The sequence below is a fragment of the Salipaludibacillus neizhouensis genome, assembly GCF_002886185.1.
GTDB classification, from domain to species: Bacteria; Bacillota; Bacilli; order Bacillales; family Salisediminibacteriaceae; genus Salipaludibacillus; species Salipaludibacillus neizhouensis.
Map to the genome: position 1 here is coordinate 2,409,405 of NZ_KZ614146.1, position 20,258 is coordinate 2,429,662.

The window sequence follows — 20,258 nt, forward strand, 5'->3', positions numbered from 1 at the left end:
CGAAAATTCGTCTCTAAGATCCTTTAACATTAAAGCATTTACTTTGTATGTATCAACTGGAATTGGACGGAGTAGACCACCCCGCCTTCCATTATCTATCCTCTTCCACGACTAAGCACATTCATTTCATTGGATAAGAATTGTCTTCTCGATTTCCTCATTGTTTCAATTCTTTCTTCAGCCATTCGGTTGGCTGCCACGTATGAAGGAATACGGTCACGCTTGGAAATCTCAAATATTTTAGAAATACTATCATAAATTGTTTCAACTTTTTTCATCGCTCTGTCACGATTGTATCCAATTAATTCATCCGCTACGTTTATTACCCCACCCGAATTAATGACATAATCAGGAGCATAGACAATCCCGTTTGCTTGAATAATATCCCCATGACGATTTTCTTTCAATTGATTATTGGCAGCTCCAGCAATTACTTTAGCTTTGAGTTGAGGAATCGTTTTATCGTTAATCGTTGCCCCTAATGCACAAGGAGAATAAACATCACAATCTACTGAATAAATATCATTAATATCAACTGCTTCGGCTCCAAATTCTTCAACTACTCGGTTTACAGCTGCCTTGTTGATATCTGTGACAATAAGCTTTGCTCCTTCTTCATGAAGATGTTTACAAAGATTATAAGCCACATTTCCTACACCTTGTACAGCAACCGTTTTCCCTTCTAATGAATCATCTCCAAATGCCTCCTTAACAGCTGCTTTCATCCCCACGTAAACGCCATATGCAGTCACAGGTGAAGGATTACCAGAAGACCCAAACGCCGGTGAAATACCTGTTACATAATCTGTTTCCTGATATACAAGATCCATATCTTCCACAGTAGTACCGACATCTTCTGCCGTAATGTAACGTCCGTTTAGACCTTGTATAAATCTTCCGAAAGCTCGAAACATCGCTTCATTCTTATCTGTTCTTGGATCACCGATAATTACGGCCTTCCCTCCACCCAAATTAAGTCCTGCCGCCGCATTTTTGTACGTCATCCCCTTCGATAATCGTAAGGCATCTTCAAAGGCAGCTTCTTCAGAATCGTATGTCCACATTCTAGTTCCACCTAAAGCAGGACCTAACGTTGTATCATGAATAGATATAATTGCTTTTAGTCCCGACTCTTTATCTTGACATACGACAACCTGCTCGTAATCATACGATTCCATATACTTAAATAATTCCATTTTATTTTCCCCCTACTGGTATTTTTTGAATTTTTAACAGGATGATGAAAAATCATTCGCTTTCAAAGCTTTTCTGCAGCATCTATCATTATCATTACCTGTCCGGGTCAATAAAGACGCTTTGCGTTTTATTAAGAATCCACACTTAGCTTTAATGCAATTATTATGCCAACTCTGATTCAAAAGAGAATCGTTCACATAATCTTAAATTCTTTAAAAAAGTTGTGCAAAAAAGTGCATTGTCTGCAATAATTTGCACGCAAATTATTGCCTATTTGATTCCATATTTATCAAGTTTATAATAAAGATTTCTAATTGAAATACCTAACATTTTTGCAGTATTTGTTTTATTTCCACTGTTATGATTTAAAGCATTTAATAAAATCTTTTCTTCCTGCTTGTCCATCATGTGTTGCAATGTTTGTTTTTCTTGGAATTCAATATTCACTGTTTCTTGTTGATGATTTGGTTGTATTTCTTCTTTGAACAAAATGGGTAGATGAGCCTCTGTAATGTTTAGCTCGGTGTAGCCCATGTGGATGATTGCCCTACCTAAAATATTTTCTAATTCTCTTATATTACCCGGCCATTCATATTGCATTAGCTTTTCTAACGCTTCCATTGTCATTCCAACTATATTTCTACCGTAATCCTGGTTTAACTTGGAAATTAAATACAAGGATAATTTATATAAATCATTCTTCCGTTCACGTAAGGAGGGAATAAAAATAGGCATTCTATTTAAACGGTAAAATAAATCTGCTCTGAAAGTTTGGTTTATCATCTTCATTTCTATATTTACATTGGTGGCCGCAATAATTCGGACATCAATTGGAATAGGTGTTGTACCACCAACTCGAACAATTTCTTGCTCTTGTAATACACGAAGAAGTTTTGCTTGCATATTAGCAGAAACCTCCCCTATTTCATCAAGAAAGATACTTCCTTGATCCGCCTCTTGAAATAATCCTTTCTTGCCTCCGCGCTTTGCTCCCGAAAATGCCCCGTCTTCATAGCCAAATAATTCACTCTCTAGCAGAGTCTCAGAGATAGCGGCACAATTTACTCGAATAAACTTATTATACTTTCGATTACTTTCATTATGTATCGCATGGGCAAATAACTCTTTACCGGTGCCACTTTCCCCCCTAAGAAGAATAGTAGCAGGTGTTATTGCTGCTAGTTTCGCTTGTTCGATTGCAAATTGAAGTTCAGCAGAATCACCAATAATATCTTTAAAAGTATATTTTGCTTCTAACGTTCGAATAATCCGTTTTGCTTTTTCCAATTTATATGTCAATTCCTGCATTTCAGACATATCATGAATGACTGCTACACTTCCTTTTAATTGATTGTCGACGATAACAGGCGCAACATTTACGATGACATCTTTTCGAAGGGGACCCACTTTCATTTTTGTTCCTCGGATTGCCTCTGTGCGCTTAAGAACTTTCATATGCACACTTTCACCTTCGGAAATATCAGTACTTGCTGGCATCCCTACTACTTGATCCTTGGTTAAGCCGGTAATTCTAGTGTAGGCTGGATTAATCATTACCCCTTTACCGCTCTCATCTACCACCGAAATAGCATCATTTGAAGAATGAATAATTGCTTCCAGCATCGTTTGAATACTTTTAAGACTAGTTACTTCTTCCGCCATTTTTTCAATTTCTGTAATATCTTTAAATACTGCCAATGCACCAATTAATTCCTTTCCATTAAACATCGGTACTCTTGTTGTAACAATTGTAAGGTCCTTGGAAATTATCTGTTTGCGGTTTGTTTCTATTTTCTTTGTTTTCAATACTCTCGGTAACTCGCTAGAACGAAGAATGTTATTAATTTTCACCCCTAATACTTGTTCCTCGCTAAATCCCGTTATTTCTTCTGCTCGTTTATTTAATAATGTAAATTTTTCCTCTATATCTATCGCGATCATTCCATCATGGGTTGACTGTAAAATACTATTTATTTTTTCGTTATGAGTTTTAACTTCTTTAATCAATCCTTCTTTTTCTTCTAATAAATAAAATAGAATCGATGCTATTGAACTTGGAATAACAGTCACAGGTTCATCTTTTACATACTTTCGTATCTCTTCCAATAATTCATAATCACCTGTCGCTTCTATCACCACATCAATAGAAGCAAGTTTTTCCAACGCCACTTCCCATTTTGCAAATTGAAGAATCCCTGCTCTTTCACACTTATTTCCACCTTGATAAACAGGATTTTTGTCAACGACACCAATAACCTGTAATTGATTGGTTTTAGCTAAAACTTCTAGAAGAGCAGTCCCTTCCTTACCACCACCGATGATAACAACTTTTTTCATATATATTCAGCTCCTTAAATTCTTTCTTTCTGATTAAGGTATGCAATTTTTTTCATTATCCCCCACTACTATACACCAATTTATTCTTTTAAAATATTTACTCAAGAGTTTGCCTAGAAGGAGATAATCAGATAAAATAGATTAGTAAGTGTCTATTAGGAAGGATTGGAACCATGACTATTCAACGATTTATCGCTCTTGTTATTTTACTAATTCCCATTTTCATTGCCGGGTATGGCATTAAATTAATGAGAGATACATTATTTCAAATATTAAACTGGCCATATGGAACACACTACTTACAATTTTTTGTTGGCATTATTGCTTTAGTTGTCGGAGTCTGGTTCATTGGAGGATTTATTCTTCATCGGGACAGAAAAAATAATAAAGTAGCACCGCGCTTTCAAAAAAAAGCGTAAAAAAAAAAGAGCCACTCGGCTCTTTTTTTAATGTTTTTTAAGCTATTGAAAAAGTACTGAAACACTATACAATCATCCTAGTTTGCATGCGTACTAATATTATGTTCAATACGTAACTTGTCAGCAACCATTGCGATAAATTCTGAATTAGTTGGCTTTGCTTTAGATACACTTACTGTGTAACCAAACATTTTAGATATAGAATCAATATTACCGCGACTCCAAGCTACTTCAATCGCATGACGAATAGCCCTTTCCACTCTACTGGCAGTAGTGTTAAAATGTTTCGCTATCTCTGGGTAGAGTACTTTAGTAATCGAACCGAGCAATTCAATATCTTTATACACCATCGTAATGGCCTCTCTTAAGTACATATAACCCTTGATATGTGCTGGTACACCGATTTCATGGATAATACTTGTTATACTCGCGTCTAAATTCATCGGTTTATTTTCCCTTTTATATTCATTAGCCATAGAATTTCTTGTATAAGGTGTTCCCTGACCGGACACATCTCTAATTTTATTCATCAATGTATCCATATCAAAAGGCTTTAATACGTAGTAAGCCGCTCCCAATTCCACTGCCTTTTTCGTTACATCTTCTTGTCCAAAAGCAGTTAACATAATAATATTTGGGCGCTTCTCAAGTTGACGATCATTCAGCTTTTCCAATACAGCAAGTCCATCTAAATGTGGCATTATAATATCAAGGATTAGTACATCCGGCTGAGCCTCTTCAACTAATTCCAAACATTCTTGACCATTGTATGCAGTCCCCACCACATCCATATCTTCTTGAGACTGTATGAAATCCTCAAGTAAATTCACCAGTTCACGATTATCATCTGCAACGCACACTTTCACTTTTTCCAAAATTATTTCCTCCTCGATCTTAATTTGTAATGGATGTTTTATATCTTCCTCTTTGACATATTCGACAGAGCTTTAACGATCCCTTTAATTTTTTTCGATTTTTTTGCTTAAATCTTACGTATTCTCTTGATTAATCATTAATGCTACCTTATTCGACTTCATTCGATTTTAAAAGTGTGATTTCTCACCGTTTGTCGAATAATCTTTATTTTAATTATACCAAAAAAAGCAGACAATGTCGGACCTCGGATTCGATCCTCTTCGTTCGACGAAAACAACAATTTCTAAATAACCAATAATTTTATTAATTATCTTGTAAGAAAAACGGATAGCCGTCTTTTAAATACAGCAAAAAAGAGCACTGAAAAAGTTCAAAACAACCTTTTTCAGTGCCCTTTCACTCCATCTATCCAATTTTCGTTTAACTTGCTTCGTTCAACTCCGATTTATTATCAAGTGATATATCTGCATCCCGAAGCATCCATTCAATATGGCAACCGTAACCTGACGATGGATCGTTCACAAAAACATGTGTGACCGCTCCTATTATTCGATCGTTTTGAATAATTGGACTTCCGCTCATACCCTGAACAATACCACCTGTCTTATTCAAGAGATCCTCATCCGTAACTTTAATGACCATTCCCTTTGTAGCAGGACCCTTTTGTGGAGTGCTACTGACTATTTCAATATCAAATCTTTGTACTTCTTCCCCATCAACTACGGTTAAAATTTCTGCCGGACCTTCTTTTACTTGCTGAGCAAGCCCAACTTCCATAGGTTCCATATTTTGATTACTTCTTATATCCCCATGAAGCTTGCCAAATATTCCAAAATCCGTGTTATTGGTAATATTCCCTAATATATGTGAGTCCTTTGAAAACCTAGCTAGTTTTTCTCCCGGTTCACCTGTAAGTCCTTTTTCTATAGAGGTCACATCCGAATAAATAATCTCTCCGTCCGAGACTTCAATTGGTTCTTTTGTTTCCATATCCGAAATGACATGACCTAAAGCACCATATTTTTTCGATTTTGGTTCGTAAAATGTTAGCGTTCCTACACCTGCAGCAGAATCCCGTATATAGAGACCTAATTGATAATTTTCATCATCGTCTCTTTTTATAGGTTTCAGTTTTTTTTCAATCGTTTTTCCATCACGCTTAATTTCAAATAAGATTGATTCATTATTTTCACCAGCTTTTTGGACTAATGGTTGAATCTCTTTTATTTCCGATATATTTAATCCATCCATTTTTAAAATTGCATCTCCCACTTGTATTCCAGATTCTTCTCCTGGAGATTTCTTTCCTGCATTTGTATCCAAAATATGATGACCTACTACTAATACTCCATTTGTTTGAACACGAACTCCGATTGACTGCCCACTAGGAATTACTTTTAGTTCAGGATGGACTGTAACATCAACTGAGCGGAAGGGTATTCCATTAGCGCCCAGGACCAACTCACTTTTTGATGCCGACTTCCCAGTCAATAATTGCGATGAAGCTGCTTCTGTTTCAATGGAATCATTGTCCATTTTCAATACGGAGACTGATGAAGGAACTTCGAAAGACTGTCCCTCAAAAACAGCGACCTCGTCTGGTATTTGGACATAGTTTTGTATAGGTGGATAAAATGCAGCAGAGAATAGTATTGCAAGGAGAAGTATCCCCACTGTCTTTCGTATGATGCGATAACTCACTTTTTCACTCTCCTCGTTTGAAACCTTCCACCTCCACCATGGCTGTAATACTAATTTTGCCTTGAACGGTCACATTTATAACCTGAGAACAATAAAAAAACTAACCTCATTTGGTTAGTTTTATCATCCTACACCGCTCTAGTGTTATACATAGACAAACTTAAAAATTATTTCATATTTTGGGCTTGACTTAACAATTCCTTCGCATGTTGTCTCGTCAAATCAGTAATTTCTACTCCTGAGATCATTCTTGAAATTTCCTCTGTCTGTTCTCTATAAGCTAATGCATCTACATTCGTGCTCGTTCGGCCCTTTTTTTCATCTTTAGAGATGAATAAATGCGTATCGGCCATTGCCGCTACTTGAGGCAAATGCGTAATGCACAGTACCTGAGATCCTTGGGAAATCGTATATATTTTCTCTGCAATCGCTTGGGCAACCCGACCACTAACTCCTGAATCAACCTCATCAAATATAAGTGACGTTACTCCTTCATGTCTTGCTAATATTGATTTTAAAGCAAGAATCATCCTAGATATTTCTCCACCTGATGCAACTTTTGCTAGTGACTTCAATGGTTCACCCTTATTGGTCGCCACCATAAAAGAAACGTGATCCATACCGGTCCGGTGAAAAGGTGAAGACTTTATTAAATTTTGAGCGGTCATATCTGGTACTGTTTTATTCGAAAAATCAACTTCGAATACCGTATCTTTCATATATAAATCCTCTAGTTGTTTCTGGATTGCAGCTTTAAGTTTTTTTGACTCAGACTTTCTTATTTCGGTTAAGTGATTTCCCTCAACCACCAAATCTTCCGCAAAAGCCACTAATTCTTCTTCCCACTGCACGACCCGCTGTTCACGATTAGTCAGGGTATCTATTTCACCTTCTAAATTAGCTGCAAATTCCAGGATGTCATCGACAGATTCTCCATACTTACGTTTTAATTGATTAATCTCACTCAAGCGTGCTTCAATTTCATTCAAACGATTAGGGTCAAATGCAATATCCTCATAATAGTCCCTTAAAGAAAACGAAGCCTCTTCTAACATATAATAAGAGTTAGCGATCGATTCATGAAGATTATGTAATTCTGGATCAAGCGTGGCGGCCTCTTCCATTTGATTCATAGCTGCCATTACCCACTCTAATCCCTTTCCATCTCCGTAAAGCGACTCATAGGTACCGTGAACTGTTCTGTAAAGGTCTTCACTATTATCTAAGCGGTGCTTTTCCTCTAATAATTCCTTATCTTCGTTTGGTATTAACTCTGCTTCATTTATTTCTTTAAACTGATACTGTATTAGATCCAATCTTTGTGCCATTTTTTGTTCATTATCACTTAATTGTAAAAGTTGTTCTCGCTTCTTGGTGAATTGTCGAAATAACTTATCATATTCTGTCCTTGTATTATGAAGCGAAGTTTCTGCAAATCTGTCTAGAAATAATAAGTGTTTGTCAGTCTGAAGTAACTTTTGATGTTCGTGCTGTCCGTGGATATCCACTAATGATTGGCCAACTTCTCTTAACACAGCTAATGTAATTAGTTTCCCGTTAGCCCGGCATATACTTTTCCCCTGTTTCGTAATTTCCCTTCGTAAAACCATTGTTTCCTCTTCATCAACTGCTATTCCCAGTTCTTCAAAAAAGACTAACAAATCATGATTTGATGATTTTTCTATCGAAAACAAGCCTTCTATTTCAGCTCTTTTTGAACCATGCCTCACAAAATCTACAGAACCCCGTCCTCCAATAAGTAATCCAATTGCATCAATGATAATTGATTTCCCTGCACCAGTTTCTCCTGTTAAAACGGTTAAACCTTCTTCAAAAGAAATTGTCGTTTCCTCAATAATTGCAAAATTTCGAATGGATAGTTCCATTAACAAAATTTTCCACCTCCACAACTTTCATTAAACGCTTAAAGCATTCCTAAAAAACGTTCTGTGATTGGTCCTGCATCTTCTTCTGTACGACAGATTATAAGGATCGTATCGTCTCCACAAATATTACCCATTACTTCATGCCAATCTAAATTGTCAATTAAAACAGCAACAGCATTGGCGTTGCCCGGTAATGTCTTTAACACGATCATATTTTTTGTAGAATCAATGGATACAAAGCTATCCATCAGTGCACGTTTTAATTTTTGCAACGGATTGAATCTTTGATCTGATGGCAAGCTATATTTATATCTTCCATCCATCATTGGAACTTTCACTAAATGCAATTCTTTAATATCACGACTAACGGTTGCTTGTGTAACATTAAAACCTGACGTACGAAGTTGCGTCACTAAATCGTCTTGAGTTTCTATTTCCTGGTTCGCGATAATATCTCTTATCTTAATATGTCTTTGTCCCTTGTTCACTTATACTCCTCCAATACCGTTCTTTTCTTTCATTCATTATAAACGATTACTTATATTTATACAATAAATGAATAAACATTAGAATTTTGGAGAAGAACATATGAAATAATGGTTTTTATTCTCACCTAATAAAAAAGAAACAGATTAACTTACATCTGTTTCTAATCTTTTATTGGAGTGTGAGCAGCCTTTACTACCTCATCCGCCTCATCTGACGAAAAAGGTATATTTCGTTTCTCACCTAATGTTAAATGCATGAGAAATTCAATATTTCCTTCTCCTCCTTTTATAGGTGAGGGTGCAAGTCCACTTACTACAAACCCTAACTGCTCTGCAAAGTCGACCATTTCTTGAACTACTTTCAGATGAATTTTTTTATCTCTAATAATCCCTTTTTTACCGACATCATCTCTTCCAGCTTCAAACTGAGGTTTAATTAATACAGAAACATGACCATCTTCTGTAATGATTGTTTTCAGAACCGGCAGAATTAACTTGATTGAAATAAAAGATACATCAATCGTCGCAAAATTTGGCTTACCCTTTGTAAAATTTTCTTTAGTCGCGTAACGGAAATTTGTCCGTTCCATGACTTCCACCCTGCTGTCCTCTCGAAGTTTCCATGCAAGCTGATTGTAACCTACATCGAGCGCATATACGAGACGTGCACCTTCTTGTAAAGAACAATCCGTAAAGCCGCCAGTGGAAGCTCCAATATCCAACACAATCTTATCCTGAAGATCCAATTCAAATACTTCAATGGCTTTCTTGAGCTTTAATCCACCCCGGCTTACATATGGGATCGCGTGACCTTTCAACTTAAGTTCAGCATCAACTGCAACTTTAGCACCTGGCTTATCTATGCGTTCCCCATTAGCTAGAACAAGTCCGGCCATAACATTTCGTTTTGCTTTTTCTCTTGTTTCCACAAGTCCATTTTCTACTAATAATACATCAATTCGTTCTTTCTTCATCTGTTATGCCCGTTGCCTCTTTCTTGGTAAAATCTGTTGAACAGTAGCCGCAACGTTTGATGCCGTTAACCCTATTTCCTCTAATAATTCTGGAACACTTCCATGTTCAATATAACGATCAGGAATTCCCATTCTTTCAACTACCATCGTATGGTAATGGTTCTCATGATAATGTTCCAGCACTGCACTGCCAAAACCTCCTAATAACGCTGTTTCTTCCAACGTCAGTATAGGACGATTATTATCAGCTAACTCTTTTAGCTTCTCTGCATCGAGTGGTTTAATGGAACGCGCATTGACAACCTCTACATTAATTCCTAATTTCGTCAGAATTTCTGAGGCTTCCATCGCAACAGGAATCATTGTTCCAAAGGCTAAAATGGATAAATCTGTTCCTTCTTTTAGATTTTCCCACTTCCCTATCGGAAGAACCTTTAACTCTTTATCCATATGAACGCCGAATCCACCGCCACGAGGGTACCTTACTGCGATAGGTCCACCGTCATACTGTGTTGCTGTATAAATCATATGTTGCATTTCATTTTCATCTTTTGGACTTAAAATTTTCATGTTTGGCAAATGCCGTAAATACGAGATATCGAACACACCTTGGTGTGTTTCCCCGTCCGCACCGACCAAACCTGCTCTGTCTATCGCAAAAAAGACATTTAGATTTTGTCTGCATACGTCATGAACTAATTGATCATAAGCTCGCTGTAAAAACGTTGAATATACAGCAAACACCGGTTTCATCCCTTGTGTTGCAAGCCCGGCTGCCATTGTTGTTGCATGCTGTTCTGCTATCCCAACGTCAAACATACGGCCAGGGAATTCTTTAGCGAACTTGTCCAAACCGGTACCACCTGGCATCGCTGCAGTGATCGCGACAATTCTCTCATCATCTTTTGCAATACGTTTAAGGGTGTCGGTAAAAACTCCACTATAACTTGGAGGACCAGGTTTTTTAACTACTTCACCTGATTCAATTTTATACGGCCCTAACCCGTGCCAAGTTCCTTTTGCATCATTTTCAGCAGGTGCATACCCTTTACCCTTTTTCGTGATAACATGAACGAGAACAGGTCCCTTTGTTTTTCTAGCATAGGTAATATTTTTCTTTAAATCATCTAAATCATGACCATCAACTGGACCTAAGTAAGTAAACCCCATTTCCTCAAAAAACATTCCGGAAACAAGCAGATATTTTAAACTATCCTTTACTCTTTCAGCAGTTGCTGCAAGTCTACCCCCAAAGGCTGGTATTTTTTTAATTAGCATTTCCAGCTCTTCTTTAGCTTTATTATATTTCCCCGCTGTTCTCATCCGGCCTAACATCGAATGAAGAGCCCCAACGTTCGGCGCAATCGACATTTCATTGTCGTTTAAAATAACAACAACATCTGTTTGCTCATGACCAATATGATTAAGCGCTTCCAACGCCATTCCTCCGGTCAGTGCACCGTCTCCGATTACTGGTATGACTGTTTCATCAGTACCTTTAAGATCTCTAGCTAATGCCATACCCATGGCAGCAGAAAGAGACGTCGAACTGTGTCCCGCTTCCCAAACATCGTGCTTGCTTTCAGAACTTTTAGGGAATCCACAAAGTCCTTTGTATTGTCTTAATGTATCAAATTGATCTGCTCGACCCGTTAGAATTTTATGAACATAAGCTTGGTGACCAACGTCCCATAGAAATTTATCTTTAGGACTATCAAATAATTGGTGCAGAACGATGGTAAGTTCCACTACTCCTAAATTAGGACCCAAATGTCCACCAGTAACAGATAAATTTTCTATTAAAAAATTTCTAATGTCTTCAGCAAGGTCTTCTAGATCTTCATTGCTGCATTCTCTTAAAAATGTAGGTTCTTTTATGCTTAGCAAATCCAAGAAAAACCCTCACTTTCTCTTATTATTATTGGTATTCTTTTTTTTACGCTTCTTTCCTTTAAATATTGTTATTTTCAATTTTACCTCTATTAAGTAAAATAATCTACCCACTTGATAGATGATTTCTGTCGAAAAAGTTATCGCTATTGTTTTCCCAACTGATTTACCGCCGACAGTTAGTGCTGCAACTATACTAGTAAATAATATTGAAATTCCAAACTGAACAGAGCTGCCATCCGTGTGTCCCATTTGTAATGCCAGTTGCAGGACAACATACGCGGAAGCTGTACCACTTATAATACCAGCAATGTCACCGATTACATCATTTGTGAAGTTAGAAAATCTGTCTGCATTCCGTGTAATCAAAACGGCATGTCTAGCTCCTGGAAGCTTTTCAGCAGCCATTGCATGAAAGGGTCTTTCATTAGCAGCAGTTGCCGCTACCCCTATAGTATCAGATAACACCCCTAATAATACAATCAATAAAACAATGACCATTCCAATTCCCCAATTAACACCACTTAAAACAGCTGTTGAGACAACGGAAAAAATAGCCGCCAGCACCAAAGTGACAGCCGCTATTATCAGACTCCAGTTTAATGATTTCTTCACAGATTCTTTCATAATCTAATCCAAACTTTCAAGTTACTCATAATATCTATGATTTATATGTAAGGAGTGGTCATTCAAAGAGTAAAAACTGTGTCATAGGTCCAGTTGGTTTTCCCAAGCGAGTATCACAGCGTCGCCGCTATGACGGTTTCCCTTTAAACTCACCTTGCCGTTGTCGCCATACGTCAGACTGGATTACCACTTAGAACACACTATAATCCTCTTTAAATGTCAAGTAGAACAGTCTAGGAGTTTTCCCCAACAGCTCTTAAAACAATCTCTATCCTCTTTTGCAGAGAAGATTTCATATGGATGATTCCATTTACAACCTAGCAACCATAATCCCCTCTATCTCCACTCAAGGCAGGCTACGCTGCTCACGGATCCCCATCCGCAAAGCAGGTTCATACCCTAACACATAGGTAACGCATATAACGAACCCACATGCTAGGGCCTCCGCGGCTGCAGGGTCATCGCCCACATGCCATTGTGGATCGCCCTACAACCTTTACTCCCAGTCAGGACCCAAAGCTGGGCGCCTCAAGCCAAGACTAGGAACTTCATCGATATGCCCTTTAGCGGATTTTTAGACCCGCCTTCGAGAAAGTAGAACCGACTAGAATACTGCACCACTCTCTTAAGTTATTATAGCATGAGATGATTAAAACAGACAATAATTATCATTAGCAACTTTGCGAATGATTTCCAATTATGCTGTTCTGTTTTTTATAAAGTCTGCGATCTCTTCTAAAAGGCCAAACTCATAAGGCAAGTTACTTAAATGCGATTTTGCTGCATCTATATGATAATCTAGTTTTTCTTTAGCTTCTTCGAGTCCGAGTATGCTTGGGTAAGTATTTTTATCACTTTCTGCATCACTGCCTACAGGCTTTCCAATACTTTCTTCATCACCTTCAACATCTAACACATCATCCTTTATTTGAAACGCCAATCCAATATGTTTACCAAAAGCGCTTAATTCAGCAATTGTTTCCATTGACGCTGAACCTAAAATCGCACCACATTCCAAAGAAACTCCTAGTAAGTCACCTGTTTTTCGATGATGTATTTGTTCAAGTTCATCAAGGGAAAGAATTTTACCTTCTCCTTCCATATCAGCTACTTGTCCTGCTACCATTCCGGATGGTCCTGCAGCTTCTGATATTCGTTGCAACAATTGAATCTTAGTAGCATCAGAAATATCCTCTAATCTGGATATTATATTAAAACTATGAGTGAGTAGACCATCACCGGCTAATATTGCCAGTGCCTCACCAAAAACTTTATGATTTGTCGGCTTCCCTCTTCGTAAGTCATCGTCATCCATTGCCGGTAAATCATCGTGAACGAGGGAATACGTATGAATCATCTCAATCGCACAGGCTACATCATAGCCTAGTTGCAAGGGCTTATTTAATCCTTGCAAAGTTGCTAGCAACAAAATCGGTCGTATCCTTTTACCGCCAGCCTGAAGAGAATAATCGATCGCATCTAATAGAGATTGCGGTCCTGTGAGAGTCTCGACTATACTTTTAAGTCTAGCTTCAATATGCTGGCGTTCTTCAAGAAAAAAGTGTTCTATCATTGCTTGTGATTTCACGGTTTACTTCTCCTCTTCTATATCAAATGTACTGATTTCCCCGTCCTCAGACAAAACTTCAGTCATCTGTTTTTCTACATGCTGTAAACGATCGTGACAATTCTTTGATAGTTTCATCCCTTCTTGAAACATCGTAATTGCTTCTTCAAGAGGTACATCACCTTGCTCTAATTTTTCTACAATATTTTCCAAATCATTCATTGATTGCTCAAATGATTGCTTTTTCTCTTCTGCCATGTTCCCGCCTCCTATGAATTTTCGCTTCGCTTCACGTGGTTTTCAACTCTGCAAACAAGCTGACCATCTTGTAACTGAACAGTCAGAGAAGTTTTTAACGGTGCTTCTTCCATATGTTTCACTAACTTGTTGTCTTCATTATATACAAGGCTGTAACCCCTATCCATTAGTTTTAATGGACTTAAAAGTTCTAATTTAGATATTTGTATCGACAATTGATGCCTTTTTTCTTTCATAACTTCAGTCATCCCTCGTTTTACAGCATTCTCAGAAAGAGCGAGACGATCTAACTCCTTTTTGATTCTCTCTTGAGGATGAAGAGACGATAATCGCCTTTCCCAAGATAGAGTTTGCTCTTTGTATCTTTCTATTAAACGAGCATACTCCCGCTTCAGAGTATCCTGTAACCGATCTAGTTCCTGCTCTTTTTGTTCAACTAATTGCTTTGGATACCGAAAAGCATAGGATTTATCTAACGAGGCAAGCCGTTCTCGCTTTTGTGTAAGTTTAGCTTCCATTACTCGAATTAATCTAGCTTTACGTTCAAAAATAGTAGTTAATAAATCTTGGATATTCGGTACAGCAAGTTCTGCCGCTGCTGTAGGTGTTGGTGCTCGTAAATCTGCTATAAAATCACTGATTGTAATATCTGTTTCATGACCTACAGCAGAAATGACGGGGACAGTTGATCGAAAAATCGCCTCTGCAACACTTTCTTCATTAAAGGCCCATAATTCTTCTATTGACCCTCCACCCCGTCCAGCAATGATAACATCGAACCTATTCGCTTCATTGGCTTGAATGATTGCCCTTGTGATCGAAGCAGGAGCGTCTGGCCCTTGAACGAGGACAGGTAATAATGTGACCTTTACTAACGGGTAACGGCGAGTTAATGTCGTAATAATATCCCTTACAGCAGCTCCTGTGGGTGAAGTTATTACTGCAATAGATTGCGGCATTTTCGGAAGAGATTTTTTATTTTCCTCTGCAAAATACCCTGCCATATCCAGACGTCGTTTTAAGTCTTCAAACGCTAAATACAAATTACCGATACCGTCTGGTTGCATTTCTTTCACATAAAATTGATATTGTCCGAACGGTTCATAAATAGAAATATCTCCTCTGACTAGCACGCTCATACCGTTGTCCGGCAGGAATTTCAAATATTGATTATGTCCTGCAAACATCACGCATTGCACTCTAGAGTTAGGATCTTTTAATGTGAAATACATGTGGCCCCTACTATGACGCTTAAAATTAGAGATTTCCGCCCGTAACCAAACATTTTGTAACTGGGAATCCTGATCCACGAGTTGTTTAATTTTTTTAGTCAGTGCACTTACGCTTAAAAAATTCTCAGTCATCAGTAAAACCCCTTAGTTTACTAATCTTCGGGCAGAAATAATTGTATTGTGAAGCAGCATAGTTATCGTCATTGGACCTACTCCACCTGGAACAGGAGTTAAATAGGATGCTTTTTCCTTTGCCGTTTCGAATTCCACATCTCCGACAAGTTTTCCAGCACTGTTTCGGTTTACCCCAACGTCTATCACAACTGCACCTTTTTTTATGTAATCACCATTTATAAAGTTTTCCCGTCCTACAGCTACTACAAGAATATCTGCTGATGTCGTAATTTCTTGCATATTTTTTGTCCGGGAATGGCAATAGGTTACTGTTGCATTCTCATTTAAAAACAGTTGACCGACAGGCTTCCCGACAATATTGCTCCGTCCAACTACGACAACATGTTTCCCTTCAATTTCAATACTTTTGGATTTAACCATTTCAATAATTCCAGCAGGTGTACAAGGGGAAAATGCATCTTGTCCCGTCATCATTCTACCGATATTTATTGGATGAAAACCATCTACATCTTTATCCGGACTAATCGTCTCCACCACTTTTTTCTCCGATATATGATCTGGTAAAGGTAGTTGAACAAGAATACCATGTATATGAGATGCCATATTTAAATCTTCAATTTTCTTTAGTAATTCTTCCTCGGAAATTGACGTGGGTACAATGTCTAATTCAGAATGGATTCCTGTTTCTTCACAAGCTCTTGCTTTTGCTTTTACATAGGATTGTGAAGCTGGGTCTTCTCCTACAAGGATCACTGCCAAACCAGGCGTCATTCCTTTTTCTTTTAACACTTCAACTTCTTTCTTCATTTCTAGCCTTTTTTGTGCTGCTAATTCTTTTCCGGAAATAATCGTTGCTGACATCAAAAATCCCCCTTTTAATGGTCTTACTGATTTATTGGTATTATGAGTTTTTCAACACATTCGCTACATTTGAGAGAACTCCGTTTACAAATTTCCCTGATTCTTCTTCGCCGATAAAACCTTTTGCTAAATCAATCGCCTCATTTAAACTTACATTTATCGGAATATCGTCTACATACTTCATTTCATACACAGCCATTCGTAAAATAGCCCTCTCTATTCTCGAAATCCTCTCAAGGGACCAATGCTCTAATGCACCATGGAGAAACGAATCGATTTCATCCGTATACTTTAACGTTCCATTGACGAGTGAATCTAAAAAATCGTCTTGCTTGTCCCCCTTTTCCAGTACGGATTCGATTGCCATAGAAGGATCAATATCTGTCATTTCAACTTGGTAAAGTGCTTGTATCGTTCTAATTCTTGCTAATCTGCGGTTCATGATTTTCTATCTCCTTTTATATCTTGCTAGTTTGATTAAACAAACTACATACATCCTCCCCTTTTTATGAGGAGTTATTCTATTTTTATCCACTCTAAATCATAGCATAACTTCCCGTTGGAAAACAGGAGTGATACAAGGTTATCATGTATCTTGAGGCAATTATTTTGCATCCGTCGAGACAACTCGAAGCTTCTTCGAGTTTTTCCCAGAAGAACAAGGTTTACTTAAACAATATTAAAATAAGAAAAAGCCAAAGATTATCTTTGGCTTAGAGTCCTTAATCTTTCTTGCTAGGTTCAAGATCGCCTTTGCCTTCGAAATGCACTCCTACGACATGAACGTCTACCTGCAGTACTTTAATCGCGATCATATTTTTCAATGTTTGAATAATATTTTCTTGCATTTTTTGGCAAACATCAGGAATGGAGACACCGTAATTAGTAATAACATAAACCTCAAGTGATACCCCGGCGTCCTTAAGGTCTACTTTTACTCCTTTGCCATGAGAACTTTTTCTTCCGAATCGCTCTGCAACACCGGAAGCAAAATTACCCCGCAGCATTCCAACACCTTCAATTTCCAACGCAGCCAAGCCCGTTATAACTTCGATAACTTCTGGCGAAATTTCTATTTTGCCTAATCCATTGTTATCTTCTGCCATATGAACGACCTTATTTTCCGACATCATAAATTCCTCCTTTATTCGTTAGGATCCTCTGTCATTATCGAATATGTTTCCAAGAATTTCGTGTTGAAATCCCCACCCTTAAATACATCATGATCTAACAAACGTAAATGAAAAGGAATCGTCGTATGGACACCTTCTATGATAAATTCCTCTAGTGCTCGTTTCATCTTTGCCATTGCCTCATCGCGATCTTTTCCATAAGTGATGACTTTAGCGATCATCGAGTCGTAATAAGGTGAAATAGTATAACCTGGAAAAACTGCACTATCAACTCTTACACCTAAACCGCCAGGAGGCAAGTACATTTCAATCTTGCCAGGTGATGGCATGAAGTTCTTGCTAGGGTTTTCCGCGTTTATCCGGCATTCCATCGACCAGCCTTCAAATCTTACTTCCTCTTGAGTATAGGAAAGCTTTTTACCAGAAGCAACTAAGATTTGTTCTTTAATTAAATCAATGCCAGTTACCATTTCGGTTACGGGATGCTCTACCTGGATCCTGGTATTCATTTCCATGAAATAGAAGTTCTTCTGATGGTGATCGTAAATAAATTCAATAGTTCCAGCGCCTGTATACTCTACTGCTTCAGCAGCTTTAACAGAAGCTTCCCCCATTTGTTCTCTGATTTTTTCATCAAGGGCCGGGGACGGACTTTCTTCTACCAACTTCTGCAACCTGCGCTGAATGGTACAATCTCTTTCACCAAGATGAATGACATTTCCGTAATTATCCGCTAATACTTGTATTTCGACATGACGGAAATCTTCTATATACTTTTCCAAGTAAACACCTGGATTACCAAAGTTGGCTTGTGCCTCTTTTTGCGTAATCGATATTCCTTTATGAAGTTCGTCTTCATTACGTGCTACCCGAATCCCTTTTCCTCCGCCGCCTGCTGTGGCTTTGATGATAACAGGGTAACCAATACTTCCGGCTACTTTGGCACCTTCTTCAGGAGACTGAATGATCCCCTTTGAACCCGGTACAACGGGAACACCTGCTTTTTCCATTGTAGTCCTGGCTACATCCTTTGTACCCATTTGATTAATTGCCCAAGGACTTGGACCAATAAAAGTGATATTACACGCCCCACAAATTTCCGCAAAGTCGGCATTTTCAGAAAGAAAACCATATCCAGGATGAATACCGTCTACTTCTGTTAATGTGGCCACACTCATGATATTCGTGAAATTTAAATAACTGTCTGTGGAAGAAACAGGCCCAATACAATAGGCTTCATCCGCGATTCTTACATGAAGCGCGTCGTGGTCAGCCTCAGAAAAAACGGCAACTGTTTTTATATTCAGTTCTTTACACGCTCGAATTATTCGAACAGCAATTTCTCCCCGATTTGCTACAAGAATTTTCTTTAACATTGCTGTCATCTCCTATTCAGGCTTCACTAAGAAAAGTTCTTGCCCATACTCAACTAGTTGTCCGTTTTCTACGAGAACTTCTACGATTTCCCCTTTTATTTCCGCCTCGATTTCATTCATAAGTTTCATGGCTTCGATAATACAAACAACACTCTCATTATTTACTTGATCGCCTGACTTAACGTAAACTGGAGAGTCAGGTGATGCGGCCTCGTAAAATGTTCCGACCATTGGTGATGTAATCGTATGTAAACCAGCATTTGTATTTACGGATTTTTCCTCTTCGTTACCCATTACTAGGGACTGTTGCTCGCTGTCCGAATCAGTAGCTGGTGGCCTCTCAGATTGGACCTCTGATGATTCCTGGGAAATCACCCTTGAATTTGCTTCGTCATTCACCTGCGACGACTGCATTTTTCCATAGATGTTTTTTCTCATCGTTACTTTAGAGCCATTTTGCTCAAATTTAAATTCATTAATGCTAGATTCATCAATTAACTTAATTAGTTCACGAATTTCTTGAATCTTCAACATTCCTTCCACTCCATTCTTTTTTTCTCATCATATAAATAAAAGTTAATTTTATAATTGCAGTTTTTTTTATGACTTAGTCCTAAAAAATATGCTACCTTAAAAAAGACTAAAAGGGAACCTTTTTTTCTGGTCCTATGTATAAATTGAACAGATAAAAAACCTTCCTTCGAAGGTTAGCCATGGCGAGGAAGGTTTAATCAGTGCAATTATTCAGCTGTGTTTTTATAGTCACGAAATATTGGGAAGTCTGATAAGTTATCCGGAATTTTCTCATCTACTAATAAAATTAGTTTGACGATATTTTTATTTTTTGCCATATGATACTTATCTCCATAGTTATTCTCTTCCACGAATTTCTTTAAACTCTGGTAATCTTCTTCCTTGATGGATACAGGTTCTCCATCTCCTGCTTCTTCTTCCGTTTGAACAAAACCAACTTCAAATTCTACAATTTGGATTTTATCATTTTTTATGTTTCTAGTTTGTTCCAAAACTGCTTTCGCACCCTCAGTTAACTCGGACCATTCCATTAAAAATCTCTCCCTCTGTAAAGCATATTGTTCCATAAATGATTACAATAGGGTATTATACCACCACTGAAAGTAAAAATCATGTATTACTATTATTTCATACTCCGCTTTAATTATATACCTATATAAACAAAGAAAAACGCACCCTCTTTTTTAAAAATGCCTTCTTAACCTTTATATTTTTTAAAAAGATCGAAGTAGCGAAGGTGGTGACTCGGGAAAAGCAATAGCTGAAGA

19 protein-coding genes are annotated in these 20,258 nt (G+C 37.8%); 1 reads left to right on the plus strand and 18 read right to left on the minus strand.

Features of this window, described 5'->3' with window-relative positions; translation table 11 throughout:
• Nucleotides 1-95: 95 nt before the first annotated feature.
• Nucleotides 96-1,196, minus strand: a complete 1,101-nt coding sequence (gene bcd, locus CEF18_RS11340) for a branched-chain amino acid dehydrogenase (RefSeq protein ID WP_110936575.1) — start codon at nucleotides 1,194-1,196, stop codon at nucleotides 96-98.
• Between the two features lie 271 nt (nucleotides 1,197-1,467).
• On the minus strand, nucleotides 1,468-3,534 hold the full coding sequence (locus tag CEF18_RS11345; protein ID WP_110936576.1) for a sigma 54-interacting transcriptional regulator: 2,067 nt from the start codon (nucleotides 3,532-3,534) through the stop codon (nucleotides 1,468-1,470).
• A 179-nt stretch (nucleotides 3,535-3,713) separates the two neighbouring features.
• Between CEF18_RS11345 and CEF18_RS11350 the strand changes: the two genes are divergently transcribed.
• On the plus strand, nucleotides 3,714-3,953 hold the full coding sequence (locus CEF18_RS11350) for a DUF2627 domain-containing protein (RefSeq protein WP_110937670.1): 240 nt from the start codon (nucleotides 3,714-3,716) through the stop codon (nucleotides 3,951-3,953).
• A 77-nt stretch (nucleotides 3,954-4,030) separates the two neighbouring features.
• Here CEF18_RS11350 and spo0A read toward each other — a convergent pair whose 3' ends face one another.
• The 16 genes from spo0A to CEF18_RS11430 form a co-directional block, all read right to left on the minus strand.
• The gene (gene spo0A / locus CEF18_RS11355; protein ID WP_110936577.1) at nucleotides 4,031-4,828 is read right to left on the minus strand and encodes a sporulation transcription factor Spo0A; all 798 of its coding nucleotides are present in this window, start codon (nucleotides 4,826-4,828) and stop codon (nucleotides 4,031-4,033) included.
• 421 nt (nucleotides 4,829-5,249) lie between these two features.
• Nucleotides 5,250-6,530 carry a SpoIVB peptidase gene (spoIVB, locus tag CEF18_RS11360; protein ID WP_110936578.1) on the minus strand — a complete coding sequence of 427 codons (1,281 nt, stop codon included), beginning with the start codon at nucleotides 6,528-6,530 and terminating at the stop codon, nucleotides 5,250-5,252.
• Between the two features lie 167 nt (nucleotides 6,531-6,697).
• On the minus strand, nucleotides 6,698-8,422 hold the full coding sequence (gene recN, locus CEF18_RS11365) for a DNA repair protein RecN (RefSeq protein ID WP_110936579.1): 1,725 nt from the start codon (nucleotides 8,420-8,422) through the stop codon (nucleotides 6,698-6,700).
• Nucleotides 8,423-8,454: 32 nt separating this feature from the next.
• Nucleotides 8,455-8,904 (minus strand): transcriptional regulator AhrC/ArgR, encoded by a 450-nt coding sequence (gene ahrC, locus CEF18_RS11370; protein WP_110936580.1) that lies wholly within the window; start codon nucleotides 8,902-8,904, stop codon nucleotides 8,455-8,457.
• A gap of 161 nt (nucleotides 8,905-9,065) precedes the next feature.
• The gene (locus tag CEF18_RS11375) at nucleotides 9,066-9,878 is read right to left on the minus strand and encodes a TlyA family RNA methyltransferase (protein ID WP_110936581.1); all 813 of its coding nucleotides are present in this window, start codon (nucleotides 9,876-9,878) and stop codon (nucleotides 9,066-9,068) included.
• Between the two features lie 3 nt (nucleotides 9,879-9,881).
• Nucleotides 9,882-11,771, minus strand: a complete 1,890-nt coding sequence (gene dxs, locus CEF18_RS11380; RefSeq protein WP_110936582.1) for a 1-deoxy-D-xylulose-5-phosphate synthase — start codon at nucleotides 11,769-11,771, stop codon at nucleotides 9,882-9,884.
• A gap of 9 nt (nucleotides 11,772-11,780) precedes the next feature.
• The gene (locus CEF18_RS11385; RefSeq protein WP_110936583.1) at nucleotides 11,781-12,395 is read right to left on the minus strand and encodes a hypothetical protein; all 615 of its coding nucleotides are present in this window, start codon (nucleotides 12,393-12,395) and stop codon (nucleotides 11,781-11,783) included.
• 697 nt (nucleotides 12,396-13,092) lie between these two features.
• Nucleotides 13,093-13,968 carry a polyprenyl synthetase family protein gene (locus tag CEF18_RS11390; protein ID WP_110937671.1) on the minus strand — a complete coding sequence of 292 codons (876 nt, stop codon included), beginning with the start codon at nucleotides 13,966-13,968 and terminating at the stop codon, nucleotides 13,093-13,095.
• A gap of 18 nt (nucleotides 13,969-13,986) precedes the next feature.
• Entirely contained in the window at nucleotides 13,987-14,220 is a 234-nt protein-coding gene (locus tag CEF18_RS11395; protein WP_110936584.1) for an exodeoxyribonuclease VII small subunit, read from the minus strand.
• An 11-nt stretch (nucleotides 14,221-14,231) separates the two neighbouring features.
• The gene (xseA, locus tag CEF18_RS11400; protein WP_110936585.1) at nucleotides 14,232-15,584 is read right to left on the minus strand and encodes an exodeoxyribonuclease VII large subunit; all 1,353 of its coding nucleotides are present in this window, start codon (nucleotides 15,582-15,584) and stop codon (nucleotides 14,232-14,234) included.
• A 12-nt stretch (nucleotides 15,585-15,596) separates the two neighbouring features.
• Nucleotides 15,597-16,448 (minus strand): bifunctional methylenetetrahydrofolate dehydrogenase/methenyltetrahydrofolate cyclohydrolase FolD, encoded by an 852-nt coding sequence (gene folD, locus CEF18_RS11405; RefSeq protein ID WP_110936586.1) that lies wholly within the window; start codon nucleotides 16,446-16,448, stop codon nucleotides 15,597-15,599.
• Between the two features lie 40 nt (nucleotides 16,449-16,488).
• The gene (gene nusB / locus CEF18_RS11410; protein WP_110936587.1) at nucleotides 16,489-16,890 is read right to left on the minus strand and encodes a transcription antitermination factor NusB; all 402 of its coding nucleotides are present in this window, start codon (nucleotides 16,888-16,890) and stop codon (nucleotides 16,489-16,491) included.
• 280 nt (nucleotides 16,891-17,170) lie between these two features.
• Nucleotides 17,171-17,581: an Asp23/Gls24 family envelope stress response protein gene (locus CEF18_RS11415; protein WP_407690395.1), complete on the minus strand. Its 411-nt coding sequence runs from the start codon at nucleotides 17,579-17,581 to the stop codon at nucleotides 17,171-17,173.
• An 11-nt stretch (nucleotides 17,582-17,592) separates the two neighbouring features.
• Complete coding sequence (gene accC / locus CEF18_RS11420; protein WP_110936589.1) at nucleotides 17,593-18,957, minus strand: acetyl-CoA carboxylase biotin carboxylase subunit; 1,365 nt, start codon at nucleotides 18,955-18,957, stop codon at nucleotides 17,593-17,595.
• A gap of 12 nt (nucleotides 18,958-18,969) precedes the next feature.
• Nucleotides 18,970-19,491 (minus strand): acetyl-CoA carboxylase biotin carboxyl carrier protein, encoded by a 522-nt coding sequence (accB, locus tag CEF18_RS11425; protein ID WP_110936590.1) that lies wholly within the window; start codon nucleotides 19,489-19,491, stop codon nucleotides 18,970-18,972.
• A gap of 206 nt (nucleotides 19,492-19,697) precedes the next feature.
• Nucleotides 19,698-20,021 (minus strand): hypothetical protein, encoded by a 324-nt coding sequence (locus CEF18_RS11430; protein WP_110936591.1) that lies wholly within the window; start codon nucleotides 20,019-20,021, stop codon nucleotides 19,698-19,700.
• Between the last annotated feature and the right edge of the window lie 237 nt (nucleotides 20,022-20,258).